Below are 21,853 nucleotides of genomic sequence, written 5' to 3'. Positions count from 1 at the left end.
CCGCCTTCATTATCCCTTGCTGCTGAATACGGGATATTCCGTCCCCAGCCTGCGTCTGAGCAGATCCACTCTCGCTTGCGCTCTGCGAATGATTTCATCCTCGTCCACAAACACGCACTTACCGCGGTGTACGACCAGCTCCCCGTTAACGAAAACCGAGTCCACGTCATTGCCGTTCGCATTATAAACGATCGCCGAGCTTACGCGATGAATCGGAGCGATGTGCGCCTTCTGCAAATCGATGATGACGACATCCGCTTTCTTGCCAGCCTCCAGACTGCCAAGATCATGTTCTCTGCCTACCGCCTTCGCTCCGTTTCTCGTCCCCATCTGCAGCACCTGCATAGGCGGCAGCAGCGTCGAATCGAGTTGATCGACTTTATGAAGACAAGCGGTGAACTTAAGCACTTCTAAGTTATCCTGGCAATTGTTGCTGCCTGGGCCGTCCGTTCCGAGCGCAACGTTAATGCCTCTATCCAGCATCTCGGGGACTCGGGCTACGCCGGAAGCCAAATACATATTGGATACGGGACAGTGGATGACGGTCGCTTCGTTCTGTTGAATTAAATCAAGCTCTGCATCGCTCAGCCATATGCCATGGACGACCTGTGTTTGCTTGCCTAGCAATCCGACAGCTTCAACGAGCTCGAGATTCCGAAGACCGAAGCGCTCCATCGTATTGTCGATCTGATCCTTCGTCTCCGCGACATGGATATGGGTAATCAAGCCGTTGCGTTCGCTGTACTTGGCCGATTTCTTCAAGAACTCCTCCGAACAGCCGTACAAATTAAGCGGCCCCATTGCGATACCAATCCTTCCGTTCGCGGCGCCCTGCCAACGATCGAGCAGCGCATCCGTATTCGCGAATATCTCGTCAATGGACTCTCTGAGCTTCGGCTCATAGCTAAGATCTACCCCGCCGCGCGCCATTTGTCCTCGAATGCCGGACTGTTCCATCGCCAGCAGCACGGCGTTGTCGTTACCGGGGTGAGTGTGTACGTAATGATGCTCCATAATGTAGGTAGCGCCGGATTTCAAATTCTCGATACAGCCGATCATTGCCGCCAAGTAGAAGTCTTCTTCTTCCATCGCGATGGACGCCGGCCATATAATTTGGCGGAGCCACTGCGCTAAGGGCAGGTCGTCCGATACGCCGCGCATGAACGTTTGAAACAAATGCGTATGCCCATTTACAAGACCGGGTATAATCGCTTTGCCGGATGCGTCAATGACGTTGTCCGCTTCACTAAGCAGCGCATCCATAGAACCGTCGTGAGGCCACTCCCCAACTTCCTGAATCCGGTCGTCTACGATATAGACGTAGCCGCTCTCTATCACCTCTGATGAAGCATTCATCGTCATGACTGTACCGTTACGAATTAATTGCCGCTTCATGGACTTCACACCTTTATGTTAGTTATCAGTAATCAAAGTTGAGCTATTCGTAACCAAAACGATGGGTTCACGTTTACTTATGTAACCTTTTATGACATCATTATATTTGTGGCATTCGGGGTCGTCAATCACTTTTGTAAACCACTATCGGTCAAAATAGTCAACTAATTCAGTATCTATAGACCATTTTGGTTACTAATGGTATATTAAACACAATCAATTCGTAACTTTGCAATCCTATAGCTAACACAAAAGTAACGTTAGGTTTCATAACGCTACATTTACAAAAATTCGATTCAGGAGTGGATTTATGATGTTATTACCCCACATGGATGAGACCGACCAAGAAATTATTCGATTGCTTCATGACAACGGAAGGATGTCCTACGCCAAGATCGGCGAGCACCTTAATCTTTCGAGGGTAGCCATTCAGAAGAGGGTCGATTCGCTCGTCGACAGCGGCATTATCGAAAACTTCACCATCCGGCTTAACACGACAAGACTCGGGCAGGCGATCTCCGCCTTCTTCGAGGTTGCGGTAGAGCCAAGATTCGTGGAGCAGGCCGGCGATATCTTGTCGGAGGAGCCGGAGGTCATCAGCATCTACCAAATGACCGGCCCAAGCTCTCTGCATATGCATGCGCTGTTGAAGGATGAAGAGGCGTTGGAGCATTTTTTGTTCAAAAAAATATACGCGCTCGAAGGAATTGTCAACGTCAACACGCATATGGTCATCAGACGTTTCAAGCAAGGGACCGGCCTCGAGTTATAGTTCGAACAGCAAAGGCGGCACAAGGAATGATTCCTTATGCCGCCTTTGTTGCGATACCTTATTCCAGCCATCTATCAATCTGCTCGGCCGCTTCCGTTAAACCCTCCCGGGCGGACAGATCTCCTTGAAAAATTCTTATCATTTCATTCAAAAAGATCTCTTCGATCTTGCCCCAATGCTTGACCGGCGGACGGAGAAACGTCTGATCAAGCGCCTGCGCGAACGGCGGGATGAATGAGTCGTCCTGCGCTTTGATTACCTTCGCTTTCATATTCGTTGGAATGAGTCCCGTCTTCGACATTGCGATCTGCGAATCCTCGCGTACCATCCATTTCATGAACGCCCATGCTTGGGCCGGATACTCCGCTCCCTGCATGATGACCAAATCCTCGCCTCCTAATATCGAAGAAGGGCCATAATCTGGCGAGAAAGGAACAGCGACGGTGGAATCGATGGCCCTTTTCAACTCATCCCCCTCGAAGATGCTATAAAACCACGGCCCTTCATCCGTTACCAAAATGCGCCCTGTCTTCACGCCCTCCCAGTTATCCGCGCCGCCGCTAATGATGTTACGATCGATTAGCTGCTCGTTATAGAGCGAGACAAGCTGCTCAACCGCATGAATCGTCTTATCGCTGTTCAAGTAACCCGTCGCCTTCTTATAATCGTCGCTCGTCATAATGCCGCCTAACGCATAAATGTAGGGAAGACTCTTCCACGCGTCGAGCCCGCCGATGCCGATCTTGAATCGATGCTTCTTCGCAAGCTCAATGACTTCCGCGAAACTCGCAGGCGGATCGGTAAGGCCTGCCTCCTTGAGCAGCGCGCGATTATAGATGGCGACCTTCGTATTCATATTGACCGGCAGCGAGTAATGCTGGCCTTCATAATAACCCGCCGATCCCGTGTTGCTCTGGAGAGCGGACATCACCTCGTCATAGTCGGGATTGTCGCCGAGCGGAAGCAGCAGCCCGCTCTGAGAGAACTCCGGTACCCACGCAATATCCATCCGAACAACATCCGGCGCGCGGCCGGAGGATGCCTTGGATATAAGCGTATACTTCAGCTCGTTATCATTCGCTTGACGAACGGGATGAACGCGCACATCCGGATGGACCTTCTCGAAGGCCGGAATCAATTGGTCCTCCAGTATTTGCGTCTCCGCATCGCTATACGTATGCCAAAACTCGATTTCATACACTTTATTATCGTTCAGACTCGCCACGCTGCTCTTGTTCGTTATGATCGACTGTTGCCCGCAGCCGGAAGCAAAGAGCAGCAACGTTGCGAGCACTAGCATCATTATTCTTTTTTGATTAACGGCCATTTCGCTCTCTCCCGTCGCCATTTCGCTTATTGCTGGTGCTTGTCGCGATATTCCACCGGCGTCATCCCCGTCATTTTCTTGAACAGCTTGCTAAAATATTTGACATCGTTGAAGCCCGACCGCTCGGCAACCTCATATATCTTAATCTCATTCTCCATAAGCAGCCGCTTCGCTTCATGAAGCCGAAGGTCGATCACATAATCAATAAAATTATGGCCGGACTGCTTCTTGAATAAATTCGACAAATAGCTTTTGCTTACATGAATGGAATCCGCGACGTCCTGCAGCGTCAATTCCTCGCGATAATGGAGCTTAATATATTCCATCGCCTTCGCAATTAATTGCGCGCCATGCCCTTTGTCCGTAAGCTTCAGCCGATTAGGCGACTCCATCTCCTCCGACAAGCTGTGAATAGCGGCTTCTAGCTGCCCCAGCGTTTCACATCGCCTGACAAGCTCACGGAAGTCGAAGGACACCTTGGAATCGCCGTTCTTGTAAGATAAAGCTGTCAACAGCTCATACGCTTCCCTTCTCACTTGCTCTGGCAATGGCTGCTCTGTTCTCCATCGCTCGATAAAGCTGTCAATAGCAGCCTGGGCCGTAGAGTCAGAACGAAGATTAGGCTTCGTTAACGCCTTCTCCTCGCCATCTTCCCATTCATACACACCCCCTACGCCGTCATAAAACCGTCGCATGGCAGCAGTACGGCTTCTTTCCATGCCGGTTTTCAGCCATTCCGTATCCGCAGCTGCGTTATAGCCGATCGTAACGGATATCGAAAGCTCGTTAGCCACTAGCGATTGAAAACGAGCAAGCAAATTCTTCTCTTCTCCTACTTTCGGTGACCGCTCGGGATAAACGAGCAGCAAGCCTTCCCCGCTCATAATCGGTGCGCAGCCTATCTCCGACCAATCGTAAAACAACGTCTGAATATCCTCATACATCATGCTCAAATGCAAATTCCCATACGTCTCTTGCCATTCCGTCAATCCGTCGGCAGTTACATAGGCACATGTATACGTACCGCCGTTCATGCCGAATAAATCGCCAAAGCGCAAGCCGGGATTGCCGGAAAACAGCGATCGAATGACGTCCTGCTCCAGCCGTTTGCGATCCAGCAGCGCAGTCTGTTTGACGAGTTGCTGATGCTCCACGACCTGCTTGCGCCCGCGAGCAATCAGGTCCTTGCATCTCTGCAATACAGCTATCAGCTCCTCGGCCTCCAGCGTCGGCTTAAGCAAATAATCGATCGCCCCTTGCTTCATCCCTTCGCGTACGTATTCGAATTCATTATAGCTGCTGATGAGAATGATTTTGATCGACGGATTAATGGCAAGCGCTTGCCGAGTAAGCTCCAAGCCATCCATGACCGGCATCTTGATATCGGTAACGAGAATATCGATCGGCTTCTCGCGAAGCACGGCGAGCGCTTCCTTGCCGTTCGCGCAATCGCCTTCTAGAATAAGCCCCAGCCCGCCCCAATCGATGAAGCTCTTCAGGCCATTGCGAATAATCGGCTCATCGTCCACGATTAACACATGATCAAACATCTTCTTCCCCCCTTCTTGCCGCTAATTCTGAAATCTAAGTATAATATGGATCGTTGATCCAACATTCGGTTCGCTCATGATGGAGAGGGATGAAGCCGGTCCGTAATACAGCCTCAGCGAATCATGAATATGCCGCAAGCCGATGCCGAGTTGCTCCATGCCTCCATGCCGGGAATTCATTAGCTTCAGTTGCTCGCCTTCTATCCCAGCTCCATTATCCTTCACAACGATATGCGCTTCGCGATATCGACCATAGACTTCAACCGTTATGTTTCCACCCCGATTGAGCGGAACGAAGCCGTGGAATACGGCATTTTCGATGAGCGGCTGCAGCAGCATTCGCGGGATTCGAATCCCGTTTTGCTCCGGCTCAATCTGAATATCCAGCTCGTACTTATGTTCATAACGCATCTCGAGAATGACCAAATATTTCTGAATAATCTCCAGTTCTTCCTCGATCGTAATCATTTGTCCATCCTTGCCCATATTCGCCTGCAGCAGCCGAGTAAGTGCTGCCAGTCCTTGATCGGCCCGCTCCCGCTCTCCCGAACGAATAAGCCAGCGCAACGTGCTTAATGTGTTGTATAGAAAATGAGGATGTATCCGATACGTTACCGCTCGCACCTCAGCCTCCAGCTTCTCCTTCTGCTCGGTTTCAACGCGTTCCATCAACTGTTCGATCTCATCGAGCATCTTGTTGAAATGCTTGCTCATTAGCCCGATCTCGTCGGACGTCTTGACCTCTGTCCGCACCGTCAGATCACCCTGCTGCACGCGCCGCATCTCGAGCGTCAATTGCTTAATCGGCTTTGTCACCTTCTTGGCAATCAATAGCCCGATAAGGACGGCCATAAGCGCGAAGCACGCCGATGTAATCAGAATGCGCGTATGCAGCTTATCGAGCGCGCCCGTAATCTCCACGGTGGGCACCGTACCGACAAGCATCCAACCGTTGCTCAGCATTTGCTTGACGCCATAATTCGGAACGCCATTATTGTCATATTCGAATTCGACCGCGTCATTGCCGACAATAAGCTCATGAAGGTCACGCTCAGCTACCGGCTTGCCGATTCGCGTAAGATCGGTGTCAATCATGACAACTCCCTCCGAGTCGACGACCGTATAACGTCCCGTTTCGCCGAGCTTCACTTGACCAATCGTGTTGACTGCCGATCGGCCGTTCATGTTGACGACAAGCAGCCCAATCTGCTTCAGCGTATCGAAATCCTTTAGGACACGGCTTACCGGCAGCACCAGCTCCGTGTTCTCGCCGCCCCCGCTAAAGAGATCCCTGCGAAGCGGCTGCCAGACAAGCTTGCCGTCTTCCTGCTTCGATTTCTTCACCCAGTCCAGCTCGGCCAGCTCGGCCTTCTTCAGCTTCGACGTGGAGAAAGTACCGCTTCCCCAGCCAACGCCGCTATCCTTCAATATATAAACGATTTTGACAAAGGAGCTGGAGTAGGCAATATTTCGAAGCAGCGTATTCGTCGATTTCGACAGCTCTACTTGCTCATTCAACGGGCTCGTCGCGTAATGCATAGCCGTATGCTGAACCTGCAAGTCGCTATAGATCAAATCCGATGTGTCGCTCCCCGCGTTGATCATGGTTGATAGCGCGTCCGCGGTCTGTTTCGTCAACTGCACCGTGGAAGCCCTTACGTTTTTTTTGACAAGCGCGGTAGATTCCAAGTAGAAAGAGAACCCCGACAACGTAGTAGGGATCAATATAATGAACAAAAAGGCGATAATGACCTTGGAAGCATAGCGGTTTCTGATTCGTTCAAAGCGCAGCATACGTAAGTCCACCCTTACTATTCGAGATAATTCTAGTTTACCTCATTCGCCGTTGTTTAAAAGAGAAAAAACCAAAGCGTTTCGGGCTTTCCCGCCATCGCTTTGGCAATTCTATTATTGCTTGTACCTCACCGTCACCATATCCCAATACTTCAGGCCCGGAAGCTTGAATGTTGCGATGCCGTCCTTCTGCTCGAACGACAGATCGACTGCTGATCCGTTGTAATAATCGGGCGAAGCGAACTGAATGCTTGCAACCTCTTTTCCTGAGGGAAGGGCAATCCGTACATCCTTAAGCTCTCTAGGAATAGCCTGTTTGCCTTCATTATCCCGCCATTCCAGCGTCGTCGCATCGGTGAAATTAATGAAGTGGACGATATCGCTATCACCCTTTTTCTTAGCGAAGGACCATACCTTATTAAGCTCGGGCGCAGCTGACACCTGGGCATCGCCTAGCCCTTCCGCCGCTAGCTCAGAATCTTCAACACCGTCGCGAAGAACATTTTGATAGGCGACCAGAAAATCATAGTAACGAACAAGCTGCTCCTCCAGCTCGCCCGGAATATTCAAGTTCCGATTCGGAAAATATTCCTTCGCCAGCATGTTCTCGCCGAGCTCCAGATGCGAGCCGCCCGCCGCGAAAATAACGGCGTCGGTAAGCAGAACACCCGGCGTATTGAATTGTCCCGCCGAATTAGCCAGATCATAGTTCATGTAAGCAGCCAGCACCGTATTCAGCTTTCCCTTGCCGTACTTGTTGTTCTGATCGATGATGTCCTTCAAGTTCAAAAATTTCGGATGCGCGTCCCATACCTCCGTGTACAGAAACTCTAACGGTGCCTGCGCAGCAAGGAAAGCTTGCCCGTATTGGCCGACCGCGTTCATGACGTAATCGGTATTCAGCTTCTCCTTGGCCGCCTTCAGGAAGGAAACGTACCCTTCGGCGAGCTTGGCCGATTCGCCCTTGCCATTCCATAGCGCACCGCGGTCGCCGAGCTGATCGACATGCCAACCGTCAAAACTAAGCTGCTTGAATACTTCGATTTCCTTCTCTATTAGATAGTTCTGCCATTCCGGATTAGCGGGATCATAGAGCATAATATCGCTAGCCCAGCTATCCGGCAGCGGATGTTTATCTTGATTCGTCTGCGTCGGATCGCGGAATAAACCCCATTCCCGCTTCACCCCATCGGCTTCCGCTCCTTCGTATGCGCCGAACAGCAAGTTGTAGTTCATCGCCATCATGTTCCGTTCATGGGCAAGATCGATATAACCTTTAACGGTATCGAAAGCAACGGGACGATTCGCGATATCCGGCCACTCGGCGGCCGGCTCGTTCCCGATCATTTTCAACGGCTCGTGATGCTTGTATTGCCAGTCGTAGAACTGAATGCCGTTAATATGGAATCGGTTCAAGCGCTCGATAACGGCCTTCTGTTCATCCGCAGACATCGCATGGAAGTCAGCCAAGTAGCCGTAACGCGGGAACTTGCTCCAATCTGCGGAGACGTCGACCGCGACGTTAAGATGATCCACCGCCTTGCCCTTCTCTGTCAGAAATACTTCGGCCATGTAGCCCTTGCCATCCTCCTTCGGAGGCGTCCAGCTCCAAGCGGCTTGTTTGCCGTCCAGCTTCACTTCCTGCCTGCCGACCTGTTCGCCGAGATGGCGATATTGAACGATGATGTTCGAACCGGACCGGTCTTCCTTCAGATCAAGCGTGAATTGCACCTTGTCGCCAGGACGATACGCAGCCTTATCCGTAGAAAGCTTCGTCATGAAGCTTTGGCTCTGTACGGTTTCGGCGTTCAGCTTCAGCTCGCTGCTGCAGCCCGCCGCGGACATTGCGGCAACGCAGCCGACGAGCAGCAACGATAATGATTTTAATTTCATAGGTTTCAATTTCATTTGTGATCTCCTGTTCTTATCGATAGCATTAACCTTTCACGCCGCCTTCGTTAAATCCGCCCTGCACGAACCGCTTTTGGAAAATGATATAGAGCAGCACGGTCGGAATGAGCGCAATAATCGAAGCTGCGAATACCCATGAGTAATTCGTCGCGTATTTGTCGTTGAACATGAGGAGCGCGATCGGCAGCGTGCGCATCGCCTCGTCCTTAATAATGACCAGCGCTGTGAAATATTCCTCCCATGTGCCCTGGAACGAGAGTACGGCGAGTGTCGCGATGGCCGGCATCGACTGCGGCAAATAAATATTCCAGAAAATCCGCCAGTTGCCCCCGCCGTCGATGAGCACCGATTCCTCGTATTCCTTCGGTATGCTTTGGAAAAAGCCTCGCAAGAAGAACGTGCTACCGACGACCCCCCCGCCGATGTAAATGAGCCATAGCCCCCAATACGTGTTGATCAGATGAAGCGATTTGATGATCAGGAACTGCGGGATAATATTGATGACACCCGGAATCATCATCGTCAGCAGAAACGTGCGGAACAGAAATTCTTTGCCGGGAAACGTAAATCTCGCGAAGCCATATGCGGTCAAGCAGCCGAGGAACAGACTGCCGACCATGGATACGATCGTCACAAGCGAGCTGTTCAGAAAATAACGCGCAAAATTATTTCTGCTCCACACCAGCTTGTAATTGTATAAGTCCGGAACGACCGAGAACACTTCCTTCGGCCGCGGCAGCGAATAGGCGCCCTTGATGAAGCTCGTCATAATCATATAGATGAAGGGAAACAGGAAGGCCAAAGCGCCTAAAATGATAATTGCGTAAACGAGCAGCTGAATATGCCAATTTGTCTTCATTGCTATCCCTCCCTAGCGCAAACGGTTAGCTAAGTCCTTTGGAGGAGTAAGCTAACGTTTCGCGGATGAAATATTTTATAAAAACCGCTGATTGCCGAATTTTTTCATCTGGGTATACGTCAGCAGGAAGACGGCGATCCCCATCATGACGGCTACCGCGGATGCATAACCGAAGTTGAAGTTTTTGAACGCTTGCATATACATCAAGCTCGGCAGCGTCTGGGTTTGATCCATCGGCCCGCCCCTCGTAATAAAGTACACCTGCGGGAAAAAGTTGAATGCGCCGTTGATCAAGTTGATCACGACAAACGCCGTTACCGGTCCTAGCATAGGGACGGTTATGCTCCAGAACTGCTTCGTGCCGTTTGCCCCGTCGATAGCCGCAGCCTCGTAATACTCTTTCGAAATCCCCTGCAACGCTGCCAAGTAAATAACGACGCCCCAGCCGACCGTCTTCCAAATGTGGAACAGCCAAATGACGATCATCGCCGACCAATAGTTGGAGAGAAAATTGATCGGTTCATTAAAAATGCCGAGCTGCTTATAGAAAATGTAGTTAACCAAGCCGTATTCGCCGCCTGCGAACAGGAAGCGGAACAGGAACGCAACGACGATCCATGAAGTAATAATAGGCAAGTAGTAGACCGTTCGGAAGACGATTTTTTGCTTCACAAAATGAAGGTTGATCAGTACGGCGAATACGATCGCGAGCAGCCAGTTGATCGGTACGGTCACCGCGACGTTCAGAAACGTATTGCGGATCGCCATTAACACTTTGTTGTTCGGATCAGTGAAGGCCGATACGTAGTTGTCGAACCCGACATACGGATTTTCCGCGTTCGGCATGATGCTGTAGTCTTGGAAGCTGATGAGGATATTACGGATCATCGGGTAGATGACGAACACAGCCGTACCAACGACGCCCAGGAAGATGAACGGCAGTACCACCATCCATTGCTTCAATCCTTTTTTGAACCGCAAGCTAGCAGGGGTATGCCCGGATATCGGCTGACCCGTCACTGGAATAGACATGAGGAAACTCCTTCCTTCTCGTTCAATTGGGAAGCCTTCTTCTCTCCGCCTGGGATGAAGAAGAAGGCCTCAGTGATTGAGAATGCGTAAGTTAGTTGATTGATTGCTTACTTGGTGAGGATCGCTTCGATGTTTTTCGCTGCTTCGTCCAGCGCTGTCTTGGCGTCAAGCTCGCCGCGGACTGCTTTCTCGAACGCGAGGTTAATGATCGACTCCATCTCGCCGTATTGCGGAATCGGCGTGCGCGGCAGCGCTGTCTCAAGCTGCTTCACATATTCGGCAACAAAAGGGGTCTCGAGGAAGGACGGATCGTTAGCTGCTGTTTTGTTCGTTGGAATGAGGCCAAGCTTGCTCATAATCTTCTGCGGCTCTTCGCCGAGCATCCACTTTGCGAACGTCCATGCTTCCTGTGGGTTTTTCGAGTTTGCGAAGATAACGAGATCCTCGCCTCCTACGACGGAGCGGCTGCCGCCGTCGCCGGCTGGTATCAATGCGCGAACCGTTTGCTCGATCGGCTTGAACGCCGATTCCGCTTCGTTCATAAGAATGCTGTAGAACCAAGGTCCGTCGTCGATCATCATGTAATCATTGTTTTTCATGCCGTCCCAAGCGCCCGGTTCGCCGCCGAGAATCGTCGGCGCAACGAGTCCATCCTTGTTCCATTGCACGATCGTCTCCAGCGCCTTCACGCTGGCAGGGCTGTTCAAGAAACCATCAACCTTCGTGTAATCCTCGTTCGTCAGCGTGCCGCCGAGACTCCAGAAGTAAGGCGATGCCGCCCACACGTTGGCGCCGCCGATGGTGATGCCGCCCGGCTTGCCTTTGGATACCGCAAGCTTCGCCGCGGCGACGAGCTCATCGATAGTCGCCGGTGCTTGCGCTACGCCGATTTCATCCAAGATCGCTTTGTTGTATATCGCGATTTTGGTATTCGTATTCAGAGGCACGCCATAGTAGCCGCCGTTATATGCGTTCGTTTGCATCGGTCCTTCGAACAGGTTGCCTTTCAGATCCTCGAACCCGTCCATTTGGGTAACATCCTGCAACGCGCCCATCTTCGCGAATTCCGGTACCCAGATAATGTCCATCCGCATCAGGTCGGGAGCCGCGTCGCCCGCTACGCCGGCAATAACCTGTTCCTTCAATCCTTCATACGGCATGCGCGTCAGCTTCAACTCGATGTTCGGATACTGCTTCTCGAACAGCGGCTTGATTTCTTCCGTAAGCACCTTCTCTTCCTGGTCGCTGTACGTGTGCCAATACTCGATTGTTACTTTTTTGCCGTCCGTTTGCGGTTTGTTCCCGCTTTCATTTGTCGGCTTGTTGTTGCCCCCGTTGTCGGCCGGCGTATTGTTCGCATTGTTTCCGCTGTTGCCGCTGCAAGCCGTAATCGTGAATGCCGTTACCGCTGCCAGAACCCCGAAGAAAATCTTTTTGTACCTTTTCATTGTGTAAGACCCTCCCTCTCATATGTGCGTTGCTTCCTCATTATGAGTTGAAAGGCGGTTTCAAGAAACCGTTTACATTGTGCTTATGGTGTCGGATATTACTCATGTTTCTTAAACGAGTTATGGAGCGAAATAAAGTGGTGTCTTATATTTCTGTGTTTGCAGAAATATAAGACACCATGAGTTGGAGGCTGCGTTGGTCTGTTGGTATAGGTTCGATCAATTAGCTGGAAAAACTCCAGTTAATTCTTCGGAAGTAACCGTTTCGAATGTAATAACTGGAATTTCTCCTTCTAATTACGACATTCTCCTCCTCTAGTGGGGATTAGCTCGATATTAAAGGGAGTAACTCCAGTTATTTCAATCAACGACGCCTAAATTGACAATTTAACGGGAGGTTTTCCCGTTCATTTCCGAACGGCAGAGCTCTGCAAGCAACTTAAATGAACCACTCTCCGTCTTGTATATACATAGCTACGAAAGGGGATCGACGGAGTGTTCAAACCCAGCTTACGATATGCGTTGCTGCTCTTGTTTATATTGTTACTGGCTGCTTGCTCATCCAAAGGCGCACACTCAGCCGATGATGTCAGTGAAGCTCTACACAAGCAAGGCCTGGAGGTCAGAGCCATTTCGCTAGACGAAGCCGAGCTATTAGCGTCAACCCCGCTCGACATTAACGGAGTCCTGCCCAGTGCGTATGAGCTAACGTTGCCGACGGCTGACATGGCGCACCGCGAGTTCGCATTTGTGTATGCTTTCAAATCGGAGGATGATCGCATACGAATTAATAATTCCGACGGCTCGCCTTATCCCGTTACGTTAAAAAATTTGCACGCCAATACAGTTCAAAAACATAATCTCATCGTCATCTATTGGTCGCATAGTCAAGAAGACAAGTCGCTTCTAAGGAAGCAGTTCAACACGGCTATGGATAACCTTTAGAAAAAAAACAAGGCGTTCCCGTCTGAGACGGGAACGCCTTTCCTCTGTATAAACCTTAGTCCGCCTTACCGATCGGCTCGATCGGAGCGACGCGTCCATATGCGACGCTCGCGCCTTTAACTGGCGCAGCCCATCGAACGCCATTGCCGATGACCTGCAGGATCTCCGGCTGGTGATAGATCGGGAACGTTTCGTGACCCGGACGGAAGTAGAACAGCTTGCCCTTGCCTCTGCGGTAGCAGCAGCCGCTGCGGAATACCTCTCCGCCCTCGAACCACGAAATGAATACAAGCTCGTCCGGCGCTGGAATTTCGAAGCGCTCGCCGTACATTTCTTCCTTAGGAATCTCGATATACTGATCGAGGCCTTCCGCAATCGGATGACCATGCTCGATTACCCATATCCGTTCCTTCTCGCCATCGTCGCGCCACTTAAGCGCGCCCGTCTTCGTGCCGAGCAGCGATTCGAATATTTTCGAACCATGGCCCGAATGCAGGACGATCAGCCCCATGCCGTCCAGTACTTTGTCGCGAACCTTCGCCACGATATCGTCCCTTACTTCTCCATGCGCCAGATGCCCCCACCAGATAAGCACATCCGTATTTGCCAGCACCTCGTCCGTTAAGCCATGATCGGGATCATCCAGCACGGCGGTCCGCACTTCAACACCCGCTTGCGTTTTCAAATACCCGCCAATCGCATTATGAATACCTTCAGGGTATATGCTTGCCACATGCTCGTTCACGCGCTCATGCCGATATTCGTTCCATACGGTTACTTTTATATTAGCCATGATTAGCTGCCTCCACGGGTCTGATTGCTACCCATTTTTCTTCGGTGAACGATTGAATAATGCGATCGATTGTTAATTGGTTGATGAATCCGTCTTGTATGGTCGCATCTAAGCCGTCGCCTTTACCCCGCAATAAATCAAAAAAGGATTGCATCTGGCCGACACGGCAATCGTCGGGAATAACCACGGAACGGAACTGCTGCTCATCGCCAAATTTCACTTGAAGCGTATCCTCTTCTTCGAGGTTGTACAAAAGCGCGCCTTTCGTCCCGTACACTTCTACCTGCTGATAATTGCCCCGTCCGTACGCGAATCGCGAAATGCTCATCGAAGACGATGCCCCGCTTTCGAAACGAGCCAGGACATGGCAGAAATCATCGACATCAACGGCACCCTTGCCCTCCGCTCCAATCCGATTACGCTCCTTCACGATCGTACCTGCATCGGCTATAACACGTACCGTTTCCCCGACAAGAAAACGATGGAGGTCAAGAATATGCGAGCCTAAGTCACCCAGCGCCCCTGAGCCCGACAAGTCTTTGCGGAAGCGCCATACGAGCGGAATGTCTTCATTCAGCCCCCAGCTTTGCAAGTATTGACTGTATACATGATGGACGAATCCAAGCTCGCCCTTCTCGATTAATTGCTTCGCATAGCGAACGGCCGCTTTATACCGATAAGAGAAACACACCATATGCGGCACAGGGTTTTGAATGAGAGCATCCCGCAGCGTAAGCGCTTCCTGTTCATTGAGCGCGATTGGCTTTTCCAGCGCAAAAGGTTTGCCAGCTTGAATACAATCGTATGCTGCATCAAAGTGGTTGCTGTTCGGCGTTCCGATCGTCACCGCATCCAGCTCGGCATCTCGGAGCATCAGATTATGGTCGGTATAGCGGCGCTCCTCCGGAATATTCAACTGCTCTCCCCTTGAAGCAAGCGCTTCTTCATTAACGTCGCAAATCGACCATAGCTCCGCATCCTCGCTTGCCTGTATGCCCTCGATATGAAAGTTAGCAATCCCGCCTAGTCCAATAACGCCAATCTTTAACTTCTTCACTTGTTATCCCCCGTTTCAATGTCGGCTGCGAATACAACCCCAGTATAGATTGTGATAGAATGAACGGGAATGTAAGATACAGACTCTTTTTGTACAAAACCGACTTTTGAAGTTATGACGGAGGTGTGCGCTTGCTTGCGATCAATATCGAAATCGTGCCAAGAATTCGTCTGGTAGGCTTCATATCGTATAAGAGCCCTTGGCTTCACTTCAAACGGATGACGGACGAATACGTCCTCTATTTCATCAAGAGCGGCGAGCTGCACATGAAGGAGAATGGCCATTCCTTCGTGCTGCGTAAAGGCGATATATACGTGCTTGAACCGAATATGGAGCATGAAGGCACGGAACATGATCTATGCGATTATTATTATATTCACTTCGAGCATGGGGACATTAGAACGCTGCAGGTGGAAGATATGAAGGCGCTGGCTCAATATTTTATCGCTCATCACGATCAGTCGCCGTTTCTAGAGGGAAAGCCTGTCCATCCGCTTGTGTCCGAATATGACTGCTGCTTTCCAAAAAGCCATGCGATTACGGACAAAGCAAGGTTTCGCAAGGCGCTTCTCGCTATGAACGACATGCTTCAACTGTATAGGCGCAAGCATTACAACCATAGCTTGACCGCTCTGCGGTTCACGGAGCTGCTGATCGAGCTGTCGCGGGACAACTTCATGGACGAGCTGCAAAGAAATGACCGTTACCCTGCCAAATCGATTGGCAAGGTGAACGGTCTGCTCGATTATATCCATCAGAACTACCCGCACAAAATAACGAGTCATCAAATCGAATCAGTCTTTGATGGCAACTATGACTATTTGAATCGGTGCTTCAAAGCGATGACGGGGCAAACGATTACCCAATACGTCAATCAAGTACGAATCAAGCATGCGAAGGAGCTCATCGAAACAACCGACCTTACATTTGGCGAGATCGGCTATTTAACTGGTTTGAACGATCCTTATTACTTCAGCAAAGTGTTCAAGAAACATGTCGGTATGCCCCCGAATCAATTTGCAAAGCGAATCATGGAGGAGAAGAAGACATAGGAGCTTTATTTGGAGAGTGTGTCCCTCAGCCAGTCGTATGCAAATCTTCCGCTTATTTCGTGAACGCCAGGGAAAACGTCTTGCGCCAGCTTGTCTGCCGCACCCTCCCTATCGTAGATTGCCTCGATTCGGGCGGCCGCCTTATGGAATCCGGCAACAGGGAAGATCGGGTCCTTCTCTCCCGATTCCAGAAACAACGGACGCGGCGCAATTAAGCCGATCAGTTCCGGCAGCTCCGCATGCTCAAGCAGACCCGGTGTGTAGTTGTCGATGCAGTGTTGCACAGCGAATATACTGTCTTTAATCGTATTCGTGAAGCCCGTTAGCACCGCAGCGCTGATTCTCTCTTCCAAAGCAGCACACACATAGGCGATTAGACCGCCTCCCGAGAAGCCCATGACGCCAACCCGATCTTCATCCACTTCTCGGCGCGAGGCAACATAACGAAACGCATGAAGCGCTTCTGCGACACGTAGTCCGGTAAGCGTCTTGCCGAGCATCATAAGCTGCGTCGACAGACGATAGCAAGAGTTCGGCGCTTCCGGATTCGCAGCTAAATCGGCAAGCAGCCTGCGTTCACCGAAGCCGATCACGTCAGGTGCCATAACGATCATCCCGCGCTTCACGAGCTGAACAGCGAAATGCTGATGTATGCCGGGTATGCCTTCATCCGGCGTTCCCTCCTTCAGCAGGCCGACGATTTCGCGGCTGCCGTATCCATGGCCATGCAGCGCCAGGACGCCGGGCAGAGGACCTCTCGCCTCCTTCGGAATGAGGACATACGCGGCATAGGAGACGCCCGGCGTCGCCGAAAGCTCCACTCGCTCGCGAATGTAACCATCGCATTCGACGCGCTCCAGCAGACGCGGTTCACGCTCCTCATTACGCTCGAACTCGCCGATTGTCTTGCGAAGCGTCTGCTTCAGTTTCTCTTTTCGCTGCGGCCAAGTCTCCCCAGCAGCGCGCACCTTATGTTTGTTCAACGCTTCCTCATACAACCGATCAAGCAGCGCATCCCCGTTCCACGTATTCATCTCTCGTTCATCCTCCCTGCTCATTTATGGTTATGTTGATCATAACATGATAGCGCTGTCACAAATACCTCGAATGAGATGCCATCCCTCCCTGTCCGGTCTAGTCGATTAAACTTGATTGCACATTATGCAACTGATGGAACTCAAAAGCTTACTCCAGCGTGTCTACGTTGCATTTATTGCAACAGATAGTTAGAAATAAGCTGTGCCATTGCTCTACAAAACGCCATCTGTTGCAAAATATACAATGAGAACAAGTGTGACGTCGTATTTGTTTCGATTCTGTTGCACATTATGCAACGAAACTAGAGACGGTAGCTGCGACCGCGCTCGTTAAGAATTACTTCACGGACTATTGCATATAAATACGGTGTAATGTATATTTATACAATAATCTGAATAAGCGGGTGATGAATTTATGATTCAAACAGAAACAGCTGCAACAACACAAACAACCGGCTTGCTGGCCGAAGCCGATAAATCGATACTTTTTACGACCAAACGTCCTTCTATTGTAATGGAACGCGGAGAAGGCATGTATATGTGGGATACGGAGGGCAAGCGTTACCTCGATTTCATTGCAGGGTGGGCCGTTAATGCGCTTGGCCACTCGCCTGCGGCGCTTCGGGAGGCGCTTGCCGAGCAGTCGGCAACGCTTGTGCATGCAAGCCCTGCATACTACAACAAGCCGATGATTCAATTCGCTGAGCTGCTAACGCATATTAGCGGCATGGATAAAGCGTTCTTCGCGAGCAGCGGGTCTGAAGCGAACGAAAGCGCCATTAAGCTGGCAAGAAAGCATGGCGCTATGAAGATGAACGGCGCCTATGAGATCATTACCGTTACGAACGGCTTCCATGGACGTACGCTTGCTATGATGTCGGCAACTGGCAAGCCGGAATGGGAAACGTTATTCGCTCCGAAGGTAGACGGCTTCAAGCATGTGCCAATCAACGATTTGGATGCCTGCTTCGCCGCCGTCAATAACCATACATGCGCGATTATGCTCGAGCTCATACAAGGCGAAGGCGGCGTTAACGTCGTCGATGAAGCTTACTTGTATGGACTGCGCAAGATCTGCGATATGTACGGCATGCCGCTTATCATCGACGAGATACAGACCGGACTCGGCAGAACCGGCAAGCTGTTCGCCTTTGAGCATTACGGGATTAAGCCCGATATTTTGACGCTGGGCAAAGCGATCGGCGGAGGTTTCCCATTGTCGGCGATGCTGACTACCGACAAATACGATATTTTCGAGCAAGGCAATCAAGGCGGCACCTACACCGGAGCGCCGTTGTCGATGGCTGCGGGATACGCGGTCGTAAAAGAAATTGTCGAAAGCAATCTGTCTCGCAATGCCGAGCTTCAAGGGCAGTACTTGAAGGGCAAGCTAAGCGGCCTATCGCGTGAGCTTCCGATCTCGAACATTCGCGGCAAAGGGCTATTGCTCGCCTTCGACGTCCCGGAAGGACTGGCGCCGAAGCTTGCGGCTGCTTGCCAAGATGCAGGCTTGCTCATCAATGCGCCGAAGCCCTCAGCTATCCGGCTAATGCCGGCGCTCATTGTGGCGCAGGAGCACAGCGATCTTATGATCGATATTTTGCGCCGCGAAATGAGCAACCTCCTCGCATAACCCGGCCACATAGAAGGGGCGTCGATCATCAGATCAACGCCCCTTTATTATTTGCTAAATGACATAGCGACCTATCGGACTGCCGCTCGTGCTGCAGCAGGAACGGGTTCATCCGGTTTAATAAATCGCAGCGCCAAAGCAACGAATATGAGCTCCGCCATCATGCCGAGCGACTGCGCCCAAGCTCCGATTGCCCCGTTCCATTCGGGAGCAAGCCAGGTACAAACGATAAGCGTGATGATCGTGAAAGTTAGATTCGAGATTTGGGAGCCGATAATAAGTTTCGTCTGTCTGCGTACGAATACGAGTCCATTCAGGACATCAAGCCAAGGCATCACGAGCGCGAAGAGCACGAAGCTTTGCAATACCCGAATGCTTTCTGCCTGCAATCGGCCGTGTACGCCTATAACATGCTCCAGCAAAAAAACGCCTAAATCCGTAAAGGCTATGAGCCCCATTAACAGTGCGGGAACGAAACCTAGCATTAGCGTAAATCGACGAACCGCACCGGGATCGATAGGATAGAAATTGATTACGATTTGATGAAAATAGCTGAAAAAACTGCTGAGCAGCATAACGAGACTGGCTGCGATCGCAAAGGAAGAGATGGCCAGCTCGGCATTCCACGTTTTGCCCAGCATCGCATTAATCGCCGGACCGATCCACACCGAAATAAGGGAAGAGAACAATAACGGCCGGTAAAAGGAGAAAACATGACCTTTGGTCTTAGTGGTATGATCCTCCAGCTTGTCCGGCATTTTGCGTACGAGCAAACGCCCCTCCATGAAGCTGACCGCCGCCTCGATCATCATGCCGAATAAGAAGATGTACGCTCCGACAACGCCGCTGTGCACCCCGGTATGGATAAAATACAGCGAGAGCATATACATGCCGGCGAGTCGGACTGCCATACCGATCGTCAGCCACTTCGTTCGCAAATTATAAATGATAACGCCTTGGTAAAAGCAGCGAATCCCCGAAAATATGCTTACAAACATTAGCACCTGATAGACCCGAAGAACATCGTCCACATTGTCCTCACCGACTCCGAATATGTCTTTAAATATGAATGTCCCGAGCGGTGTATAGCTGATCAACAGCCCCATTACCATAATGCTGGCAAACACCAGCTGTGCGACAGTAAGCGTCGACGTATAGGAGCGTCTATCCCGAACCAGTGTAGAGCAGGTCTGACGGAGCAGAACGGCCGGCCTTTCCGTAATTGCAAGCAGGCTCATCGCGACCGCATAACTGGCGATTATCCGCTCGGGGTCAGCAGCTCTGCTTAATGTACTATTAATAATAACGTGCGAAATGGTGACCAGACTTGCCGAAATGCCTAATGGCAGAAAAAAAGACCATAATTTCATCATGCTTATGGCTTGCTGCTTCGTCTGTAACATAGGCTCGCTCATATGCAGGCTCCTTCTTGCTGTTGGTCTGTTATCGTCTTCGCTTAACGACTAGGTGCTTGCCGCTTCCCGTTAACGAGCCGCCCACATCGCCGCGCTCGCAATGAGGCCGCGATACGGAAGGTTCGCGAACGACGGCGCATGATGGCCCGGCATCAAATAGGCAACGCGGCCAAGTCCGTGCTTATGCGCCCATGCCGCCGGATACAATTCGCCGTCCATCTCATAGGTCATGAGCAGCTCTGTCTCGATGAAAGAGTCCATCTCGAACCTATACGGCTCTTCATCCATCTCGAACGGCTCCGCTCCAGTCCATATTTCATGACTGTTGTCCGTGTAACGGAACTTCAGCCGCTGATATTCCGGATGCCCGAGAAACTTAGCGCCAATCAACTGGCGCAGCTCATGCCGGTTCTGCACCGATATGCCGTTATGAATGACGAGCAAGCCGCCTCCTTGCGCCACGAAAGCGACAAGTCCGGCAACTTGCGCATCGGTCAGCTTCTCCTCCCAGCAATCGGCATACGAGATGCACAGTTCGTATTGGCCGATTGAAGCAGCATGCAATCGGTCATAGTCATCGGTTGCTTCCAGGACGAAGCGATCGCCCAGAATCGCCTGCAGCTCCTTCTCTATCGCATGAAGCGGATGATACGGCGCGCGCTCATTGTCGCCGAACACCATTGCTCTAATCTTATCTCTCATCACTAATCCCCTTTCTATTCCTTCCAATCTCGTTCCTATTATAAACTACCAGTTCATAGCCGTGCCGTTATAATCGACATATTCGCACTCCGCCTGCGACTGAGGCTGCGCCAGCTTCTCTTCGACGACGCGTGTAATCGAAGCAGCGGATTGCTCTGGTGTCAGCTCTGCAGTCGCGTCCAGCTTGCCCTGCATATACGTCTGCACCCAGCCCGGATGCATGGTGAGTACGCGGCCCCCCAAAGGCTTGAAGCCGTTATGAACGAGCTTCGACTGCATATTAAGCGCCGCCTTGGACATGCAATACGCATACCAGCTATCGCGATGGCAGTTGCTTATGCTGCCCGCTTCCGACGATATGTTCACGATCATCTTCGTCTCGCCTTTCAGAAGAAGCGGCATGAAGGACTGGCTCATCCGCAAGCTTCCGAGCGTATTGACGTTGAACACGTCCATCATCTCCGCGTAGTTCAGCTCGTCGGTAATTTTCGCCTGAATATCGCCTAGAATCGCCGCATTATTGAACAGCAGGTCCAACTGACCTGCGCGGTCGGCCACATAGCTTACCGCCTGGGCAACACTTTCATCACGCGACACGTCAAGCTGCACAATATGCAGCTGCTCGCCGTATTGCTGCTGCAGCTCAGACAGCCCTTGCGTCCCCTCCGCGTATTGGCCGGCGAATACCGTATAACCTTTGCCGAGCCATACCGATGCCAGGGCTAGTCCGACACCGCGATCCGCTCCTGATACAAATACTGTTTTTGTTGTTTTCGTCATATCGAATACACTCCTCTAGTTGAATGACTGCGATGAAGCTTTGTTAAAAGGTCGAATGTTGGATAAGCCGCCACGCATACGCTTATATGATTGATTAGAGCCCGATAGCCGGAGGTTGTATCACGTTGAAAAAGCGAACCCCACCTACGAAAGAATTTACCGTCTACGTCGTTCCCGCCTGGAAATGGAGAGAATTTATCGCCTTCGAGCTGATCGGCGGATTCGCCTTTTATTTAGTATGCAAAAAAACGGCAAACTCCGAGCTGTTCGGAATAGCCGCTAACATTGCCGGTCCTCAAATGCTCCGGTATATGACGAGCTTGTACCGGTAATCTTTCTCTATGAGACATC

Annotated in this window: 19 protein-coding genes; 5 read left to right on the top strand and 14 right to left on the bottom strand. The window is 51.1% G+C overall.

Annotated elements, in window-relative coordinates; all coding sequences use genetic code 11:
• Window positions 1-9: 9 nt before the first annotated feature.
• Window positions 10-1,395 carry an amidohydrolase family protein gene (locus AC0YN0_RS01155; RefSeq protein ID WP_475819640.1) on the bottom strand — a complete coding sequence of 462 codons (1,386 nt, stop codon included), beginning with the start codon at window positions 1,393-1,395 and terminating at the stop codon, window positions 10-12.
• A gap of 310 nt (window positions 1,396-1,705) precedes the next feature.
• Here AC0YN0_RS01155 and AC0YN0_RS01150 point away from each other — a divergent pair, with 310 nt between their 5' ends.
• A complete protein-coding gene (locus AC0YN0_RS01150) occupies window positions 1,706-2,167 on the top strand; it encodes an Lrp/AsnC family transcriptional regulator (protein ID WP_475819639.1) in 462 nt (153 codons plus the stop codon).
• 58 nt (window positions 2,168-2,225) lie between these two features.
• On the opposite strand, the gene AC0YN0_RS01145 is transcribed toward AC0YN0_RS01150, so the two are convergent.
• The 7 genes from AC0YN0_RS01145 to AC0YN0_RS01115 all read right to left on the bottom strand — a co-directional run bounded on the left by AC0YN0_RS01145 (window position 2,226) and on the right by AC0YN0_RS01115 (window position 12,088).
• On the bottom strand, window positions 2,226-3,494 hold the full coding sequence (locus AC0YN0_RS01145) for an extracellular solute-binding protein (RefSeq protein WP_475819638.1): 1,269 nt from the start codon (window positions 3,492-3,494) through the stop codon (window positions 2,226-2,228).
• A gap of 26 nt (window positions 3,495-3,520) precedes the next feature.
• Window positions 3,521-5,044, bottom strand: coding sequence for a response regulator transcription factor (locus tag AC0YN0_RS01140; protein ID WP_475819637.1), 1,524 nt, complete (start codon window positions 5,042-5,044; stop codon window positions 3,521-3,523).
• Between the two features lie 21 nt (window positions 5,045-5,065).
• Window positions 5,066-6,838: a cache domain-containing sensor histidine kinase gene (locus tag AC0YN0_RS01135; RefSeq protein ID WP_475819636.1), complete on the bottom strand. Its 1,773-nt coding sequence runs from the start codon at window positions 6,836-6,838 to the stop codon at window positions 5,066-5,068.
• 114 nt (window positions 6,839-6,952) lie between these two features.
• A complete protein-coding gene (locus tag AC0YN0_RS01130) occupies window positions 6,953-8,746 on the bottom strand; it encodes a glycoside hydrolase family 66 protein (protein WP_475819635.1) in 1,794 nt (597 codons plus the stop codon).
• A 28-nt stretch (window positions 8,747-8,774) separates the two neighbouring features.
• Entirely contained in the window at window positions 8,775-9,608 is an 834-nt protein-coding gene (locus AC0YN0_RS01125; RefSeq protein WP_442047969.1) for a carbohydrate ABC transporter permease, read from the bottom strand.
• 75 nt (window positions 9,609-9,683) lie between these two features.
• Window positions 9,684-10,640 carry a carbohydrate ABC transporter permease gene (locus tag AC0YN0_RS01120; protein ID WP_442047970.1) on the bottom strand — a complete coding sequence of 319 codons (957 nt, stop codon included), beginning with the start codon at window positions 10,638-10,640 and terminating at the stop codon, window positions 9,684-9,686.
• A 107-nt stretch (window positions 10,641-10,747) separates the two neighbouring features.
• Entirely contained in the window at window positions 10,748-12,088 is a 1,341-nt protein-coding gene (locus tag AC0YN0_RS01115) for an extracellular solute-binding protein (protein ID WP_475819634.1), read from the bottom strand.
• A gap of 495 nt (window positions 12,089-12,583) precedes the next feature.
• On the opposite strand from AC0YN0_RS01115, the gene AC0YN0_RS01110 reads away from it, so the two are divergent.
• Window positions 12,584-13,033: a hypothetical protein gene (locus AC0YN0_RS01110; protein ID WP_475819633.1), complete on the top strand. Its 450-nt coding sequence runs from the start codon at window positions 12,584-12,586 to the stop codon at window positions 13,031-13,033.
• 55 nt (window positions 13,034-13,088) lie between these two features.
• Here AC0YN0_RS01110 and AC0YN0_RS01105 read toward each other — a convergent pair whose 3' ends face one another.
• Both AC0YN0_RS01105 and AC0YN0_RS01100 read right to left on the bottom strand, forming a co-directional pair.
• Window positions 13,089-13,826 (bottom strand): ThuA domain-containing protein, encoded by a 738-nt coding sequence (locus AC0YN0_RS01105; protein WP_475819632.1) that lies wholly within the window; start codon window positions 13,824-13,826, stop codon window positions 13,089-13,091.
• A complete protein-coding gene (locus tag AC0YN0_RS01100; protein ID WP_475819631.1) occupies window positions 13,819-14,883 on the bottom strand; it encodes a Gfo/Idh/MocA family protein in 1,065 nt (354 codons plus the stop codon). Before AC0YN0_RS01100 ends, AC0YN0_RS01105 begins: the two co-directional genes overlap by 8 nt.
• A gap of 131 nt (window positions 14,884-15,014) precedes the next feature.
• Between AC0YN0_RS01100 and AC0YN0_RS01095 the strand changes: the two genes are divergently transcribed.
• Window positions 15,015-15,935: an AraC family transcriptional regulator gene (locus AC0YN0_RS01095; RefSeq protein ID WP_475819630.1), complete on the top strand. Its 921-nt coding sequence runs from the start codon at window positions 15,015-15,017 to the stop codon at window positions 15,933-15,935.
• Window positions 15,936-15,940: 5 nt separating this feature from the next.
• On the opposite strand, the gene AC0YN0_RS01090 is transcribed toward AC0YN0_RS01095, so the two are convergent.
• On the bottom strand, window positions 15,941-16,969 hold the full coding sequence (locus tag AC0YN0_RS01090) for a dienelactone hydrolase family protein (protein ID WP_475819629.1): 1,029 nt from the start codon (window positions 16,967-16,969) through the stop codon (window positions 15,941-15,943).
• A 418-nt stretch (window positions 16,970-17,387) separates the two neighbouring features.
• On the opposite strand from AC0YN0_RS01090, the gene AC0YN0_RS01085 reads away from it, so the two are divergent.
• Complete coding sequence (locus AC0YN0_RS01085; protein ID WP_475819628.1) at window positions 17,388-18,605, top strand: aspartate aminotransferase family protein; 1,218 nt, start codon at window positions 17,388-17,390, stop codon at window positions 18,603-18,605.
• A gap of 71 nt (window positions 18,606-18,676) precedes the next feature.
• Here AC0YN0_RS01085 and AC0YN0_RS01080 read toward each other — a convergent pair whose 3' ends face one another.
• From AC0YN0_RS01080 to AC0YN0_RS01070, 3 genes are all read right to left on the bottom strand, one after another.
• Window positions 18,677-20,020: a multi antimicrobial extrusion protein MatE gene (locus tag AC0YN0_RS01080; protein WP_475819627.1), complete on the bottom strand. Its 1,344-nt coding sequence runs from the start codon at window positions 20,018-20,020 to the stop codon at window positions 18,677-18,679.
• Between the two features lie 69 nt (window positions 20,021-20,089).
• On the bottom strand, window positions 20,090-20,722 hold the full coding sequence (locus AC0YN0_RS01075) for a ThuA domain-containing protein (protein WP_475819626.1): 633 nt from the start codon (window positions 20,720-20,722) through the stop codon (window positions 20,090-20,092).
• A 45-nt stretch (window positions 20,723-20,767) separates the two neighbouring features.
• Window positions 20,768-21,502, bottom strand: coding sequence for an SDR family oxidoreductase (locus AC0YN0_RS01070; RefSeq protein WP_475819625.1), 735 nt, complete (start codon window positions 21,500-21,502; stop codon window positions 20,768-20,770).
• Between the two features lie 125 nt (window positions 21,503-21,627).
• Here AC0YN0_RS01070 and AC0YN0_RS01065 point away from each other — a divergent pair, with 125 nt between their 5' ends.
• Window positions 21,628-21,834, top strand: a complete 207-nt coding sequence (locus AC0YN0_RS01065; protein WP_442047980.1) for a hypothetical protein — start codon at window positions 21,628-21,630, stop codon at window positions 21,832-21,834.
• Window positions 21,835-21,853: the final 19 nt, after the last annotated feature.

The sequence above is a fragment of the Paenibacillus sp. J22P218 genome (assembly GCF_056269195.1).
Note: the sequence above shows the minus strand (reverse complement) of the source record. Positions and strands in the feature narration are given on the sequence as shown.

Excerpts from the sequence above, each read along its gene's own strand:
- AC0YN0_RS01140 (WP_475819637.1), bottom strand. The coding sequence starts at position 5,044 with ATGTTTGATCATGTGTTAATCGTGGACGATGAGCCGATTATTCGCAAT.
- AC0YN0_RS01080 (WP_475819627.1), bottom strand. The coding sequence starts at position 20,020 with ATGAGCGAGCCTATGTTACAGACGAAGCAGCAAGCCATAAGCATGATG.
- AC0YN0_RS01085 (WP_475819628.1), top strand. The coding sequence starts at position 17,388 with ATGATTCAAACAGAAACAGCTGCAACAACACAAACAACCGGCTTGCTG.
- AC0YN0_RS01115 (WP_475819634.1), bottom strand. The coding sequence starts at position 12,088 with ATGAAAAGGTACAAAAAGATTTTCTTCGGGGTTCTGGCAGCGGTAACG.
- AC0YN0_RS01130 (WP_475819635.1), bottom strand. The coding sequence starts at position 8,746 with ATGAAATTGAAACCTATGAAATTAAAATCATTATCGTTGCTGCTCGTC.
- AC0YN0_RS01075 (WP_475819626.1), bottom strand. The coding sequence starts at position 20,722 with ATGAGAGATAAGATTAGAGCAATGGTGTTCGGCGACAATGAGCGCGCG.
- AC0YN0_RS01150 (WP_475819639.1), top strand. The coding sequence starts at position 1,706 with ATGATGTTATTACCCCACATGGATGAGACCGACCAAGAAATTATTCGA.
- AC0YN0_RS01145 (WP_475819638.1), bottom strand. The coding sequence starts at position 3,494 with ATGGCCGTTAATCAAAAAAGAATAATGATGCTAGTGCTCGCAACGTTG.
- AC0YN0_RS01120 (WP_442047970.1), bottom strand. The coding sequence starts at position 10,640 with ATGTCTATTCCAGTGACGGGTCAGCCGATATCCGGGCATACCCCTGCT.
- AC0YN0_RS01125 (WP_442047969.1), bottom strand. The coding sequence starts at position 9,608 with ATGAAGACAAATTGGCATATTCAGCTGCTCGTTTACGCAATTATCATT.
- AC0YN0_RS01105 (WP_475819632.1), bottom strand. The coding sequence starts at position 13,826 with ATGGCTAATATAAAAGTAACCGTATGGAACGAATATCGGCATGAGCGC.
- AC0YN0_RS01090 (WP_475819629.1), bottom strand. The coding sequence starts at position 16,969 with ATGAATACGTGGAACGGGGATGCGCTGCTTGATCGGTTGTATGAGGAA.
- AC0YN0_RS01135 (WP_475819636.1), bottom strand. The coding sequence starts at position 6,838 with ATGCTGCGCTTTGAACGAATCAGAAACCGCTATGCTTCCAAGGTCATT.
- AC0YN0_RS01070 (WP_475819625.1), bottom strand. The coding sequence starts at position 21,502 with ATGACGAAAACAACAAAAACAGTATTTGTATCAGGAGCGGATCGCGGT.
- AC0YN0_RS01155 (WP_475819640.1), bottom strand. The coding sequence starts at position 1,395 with ATGAAGCGGCAATTAATTCGTAACGGTACAGTCATGACGATGAATGCT.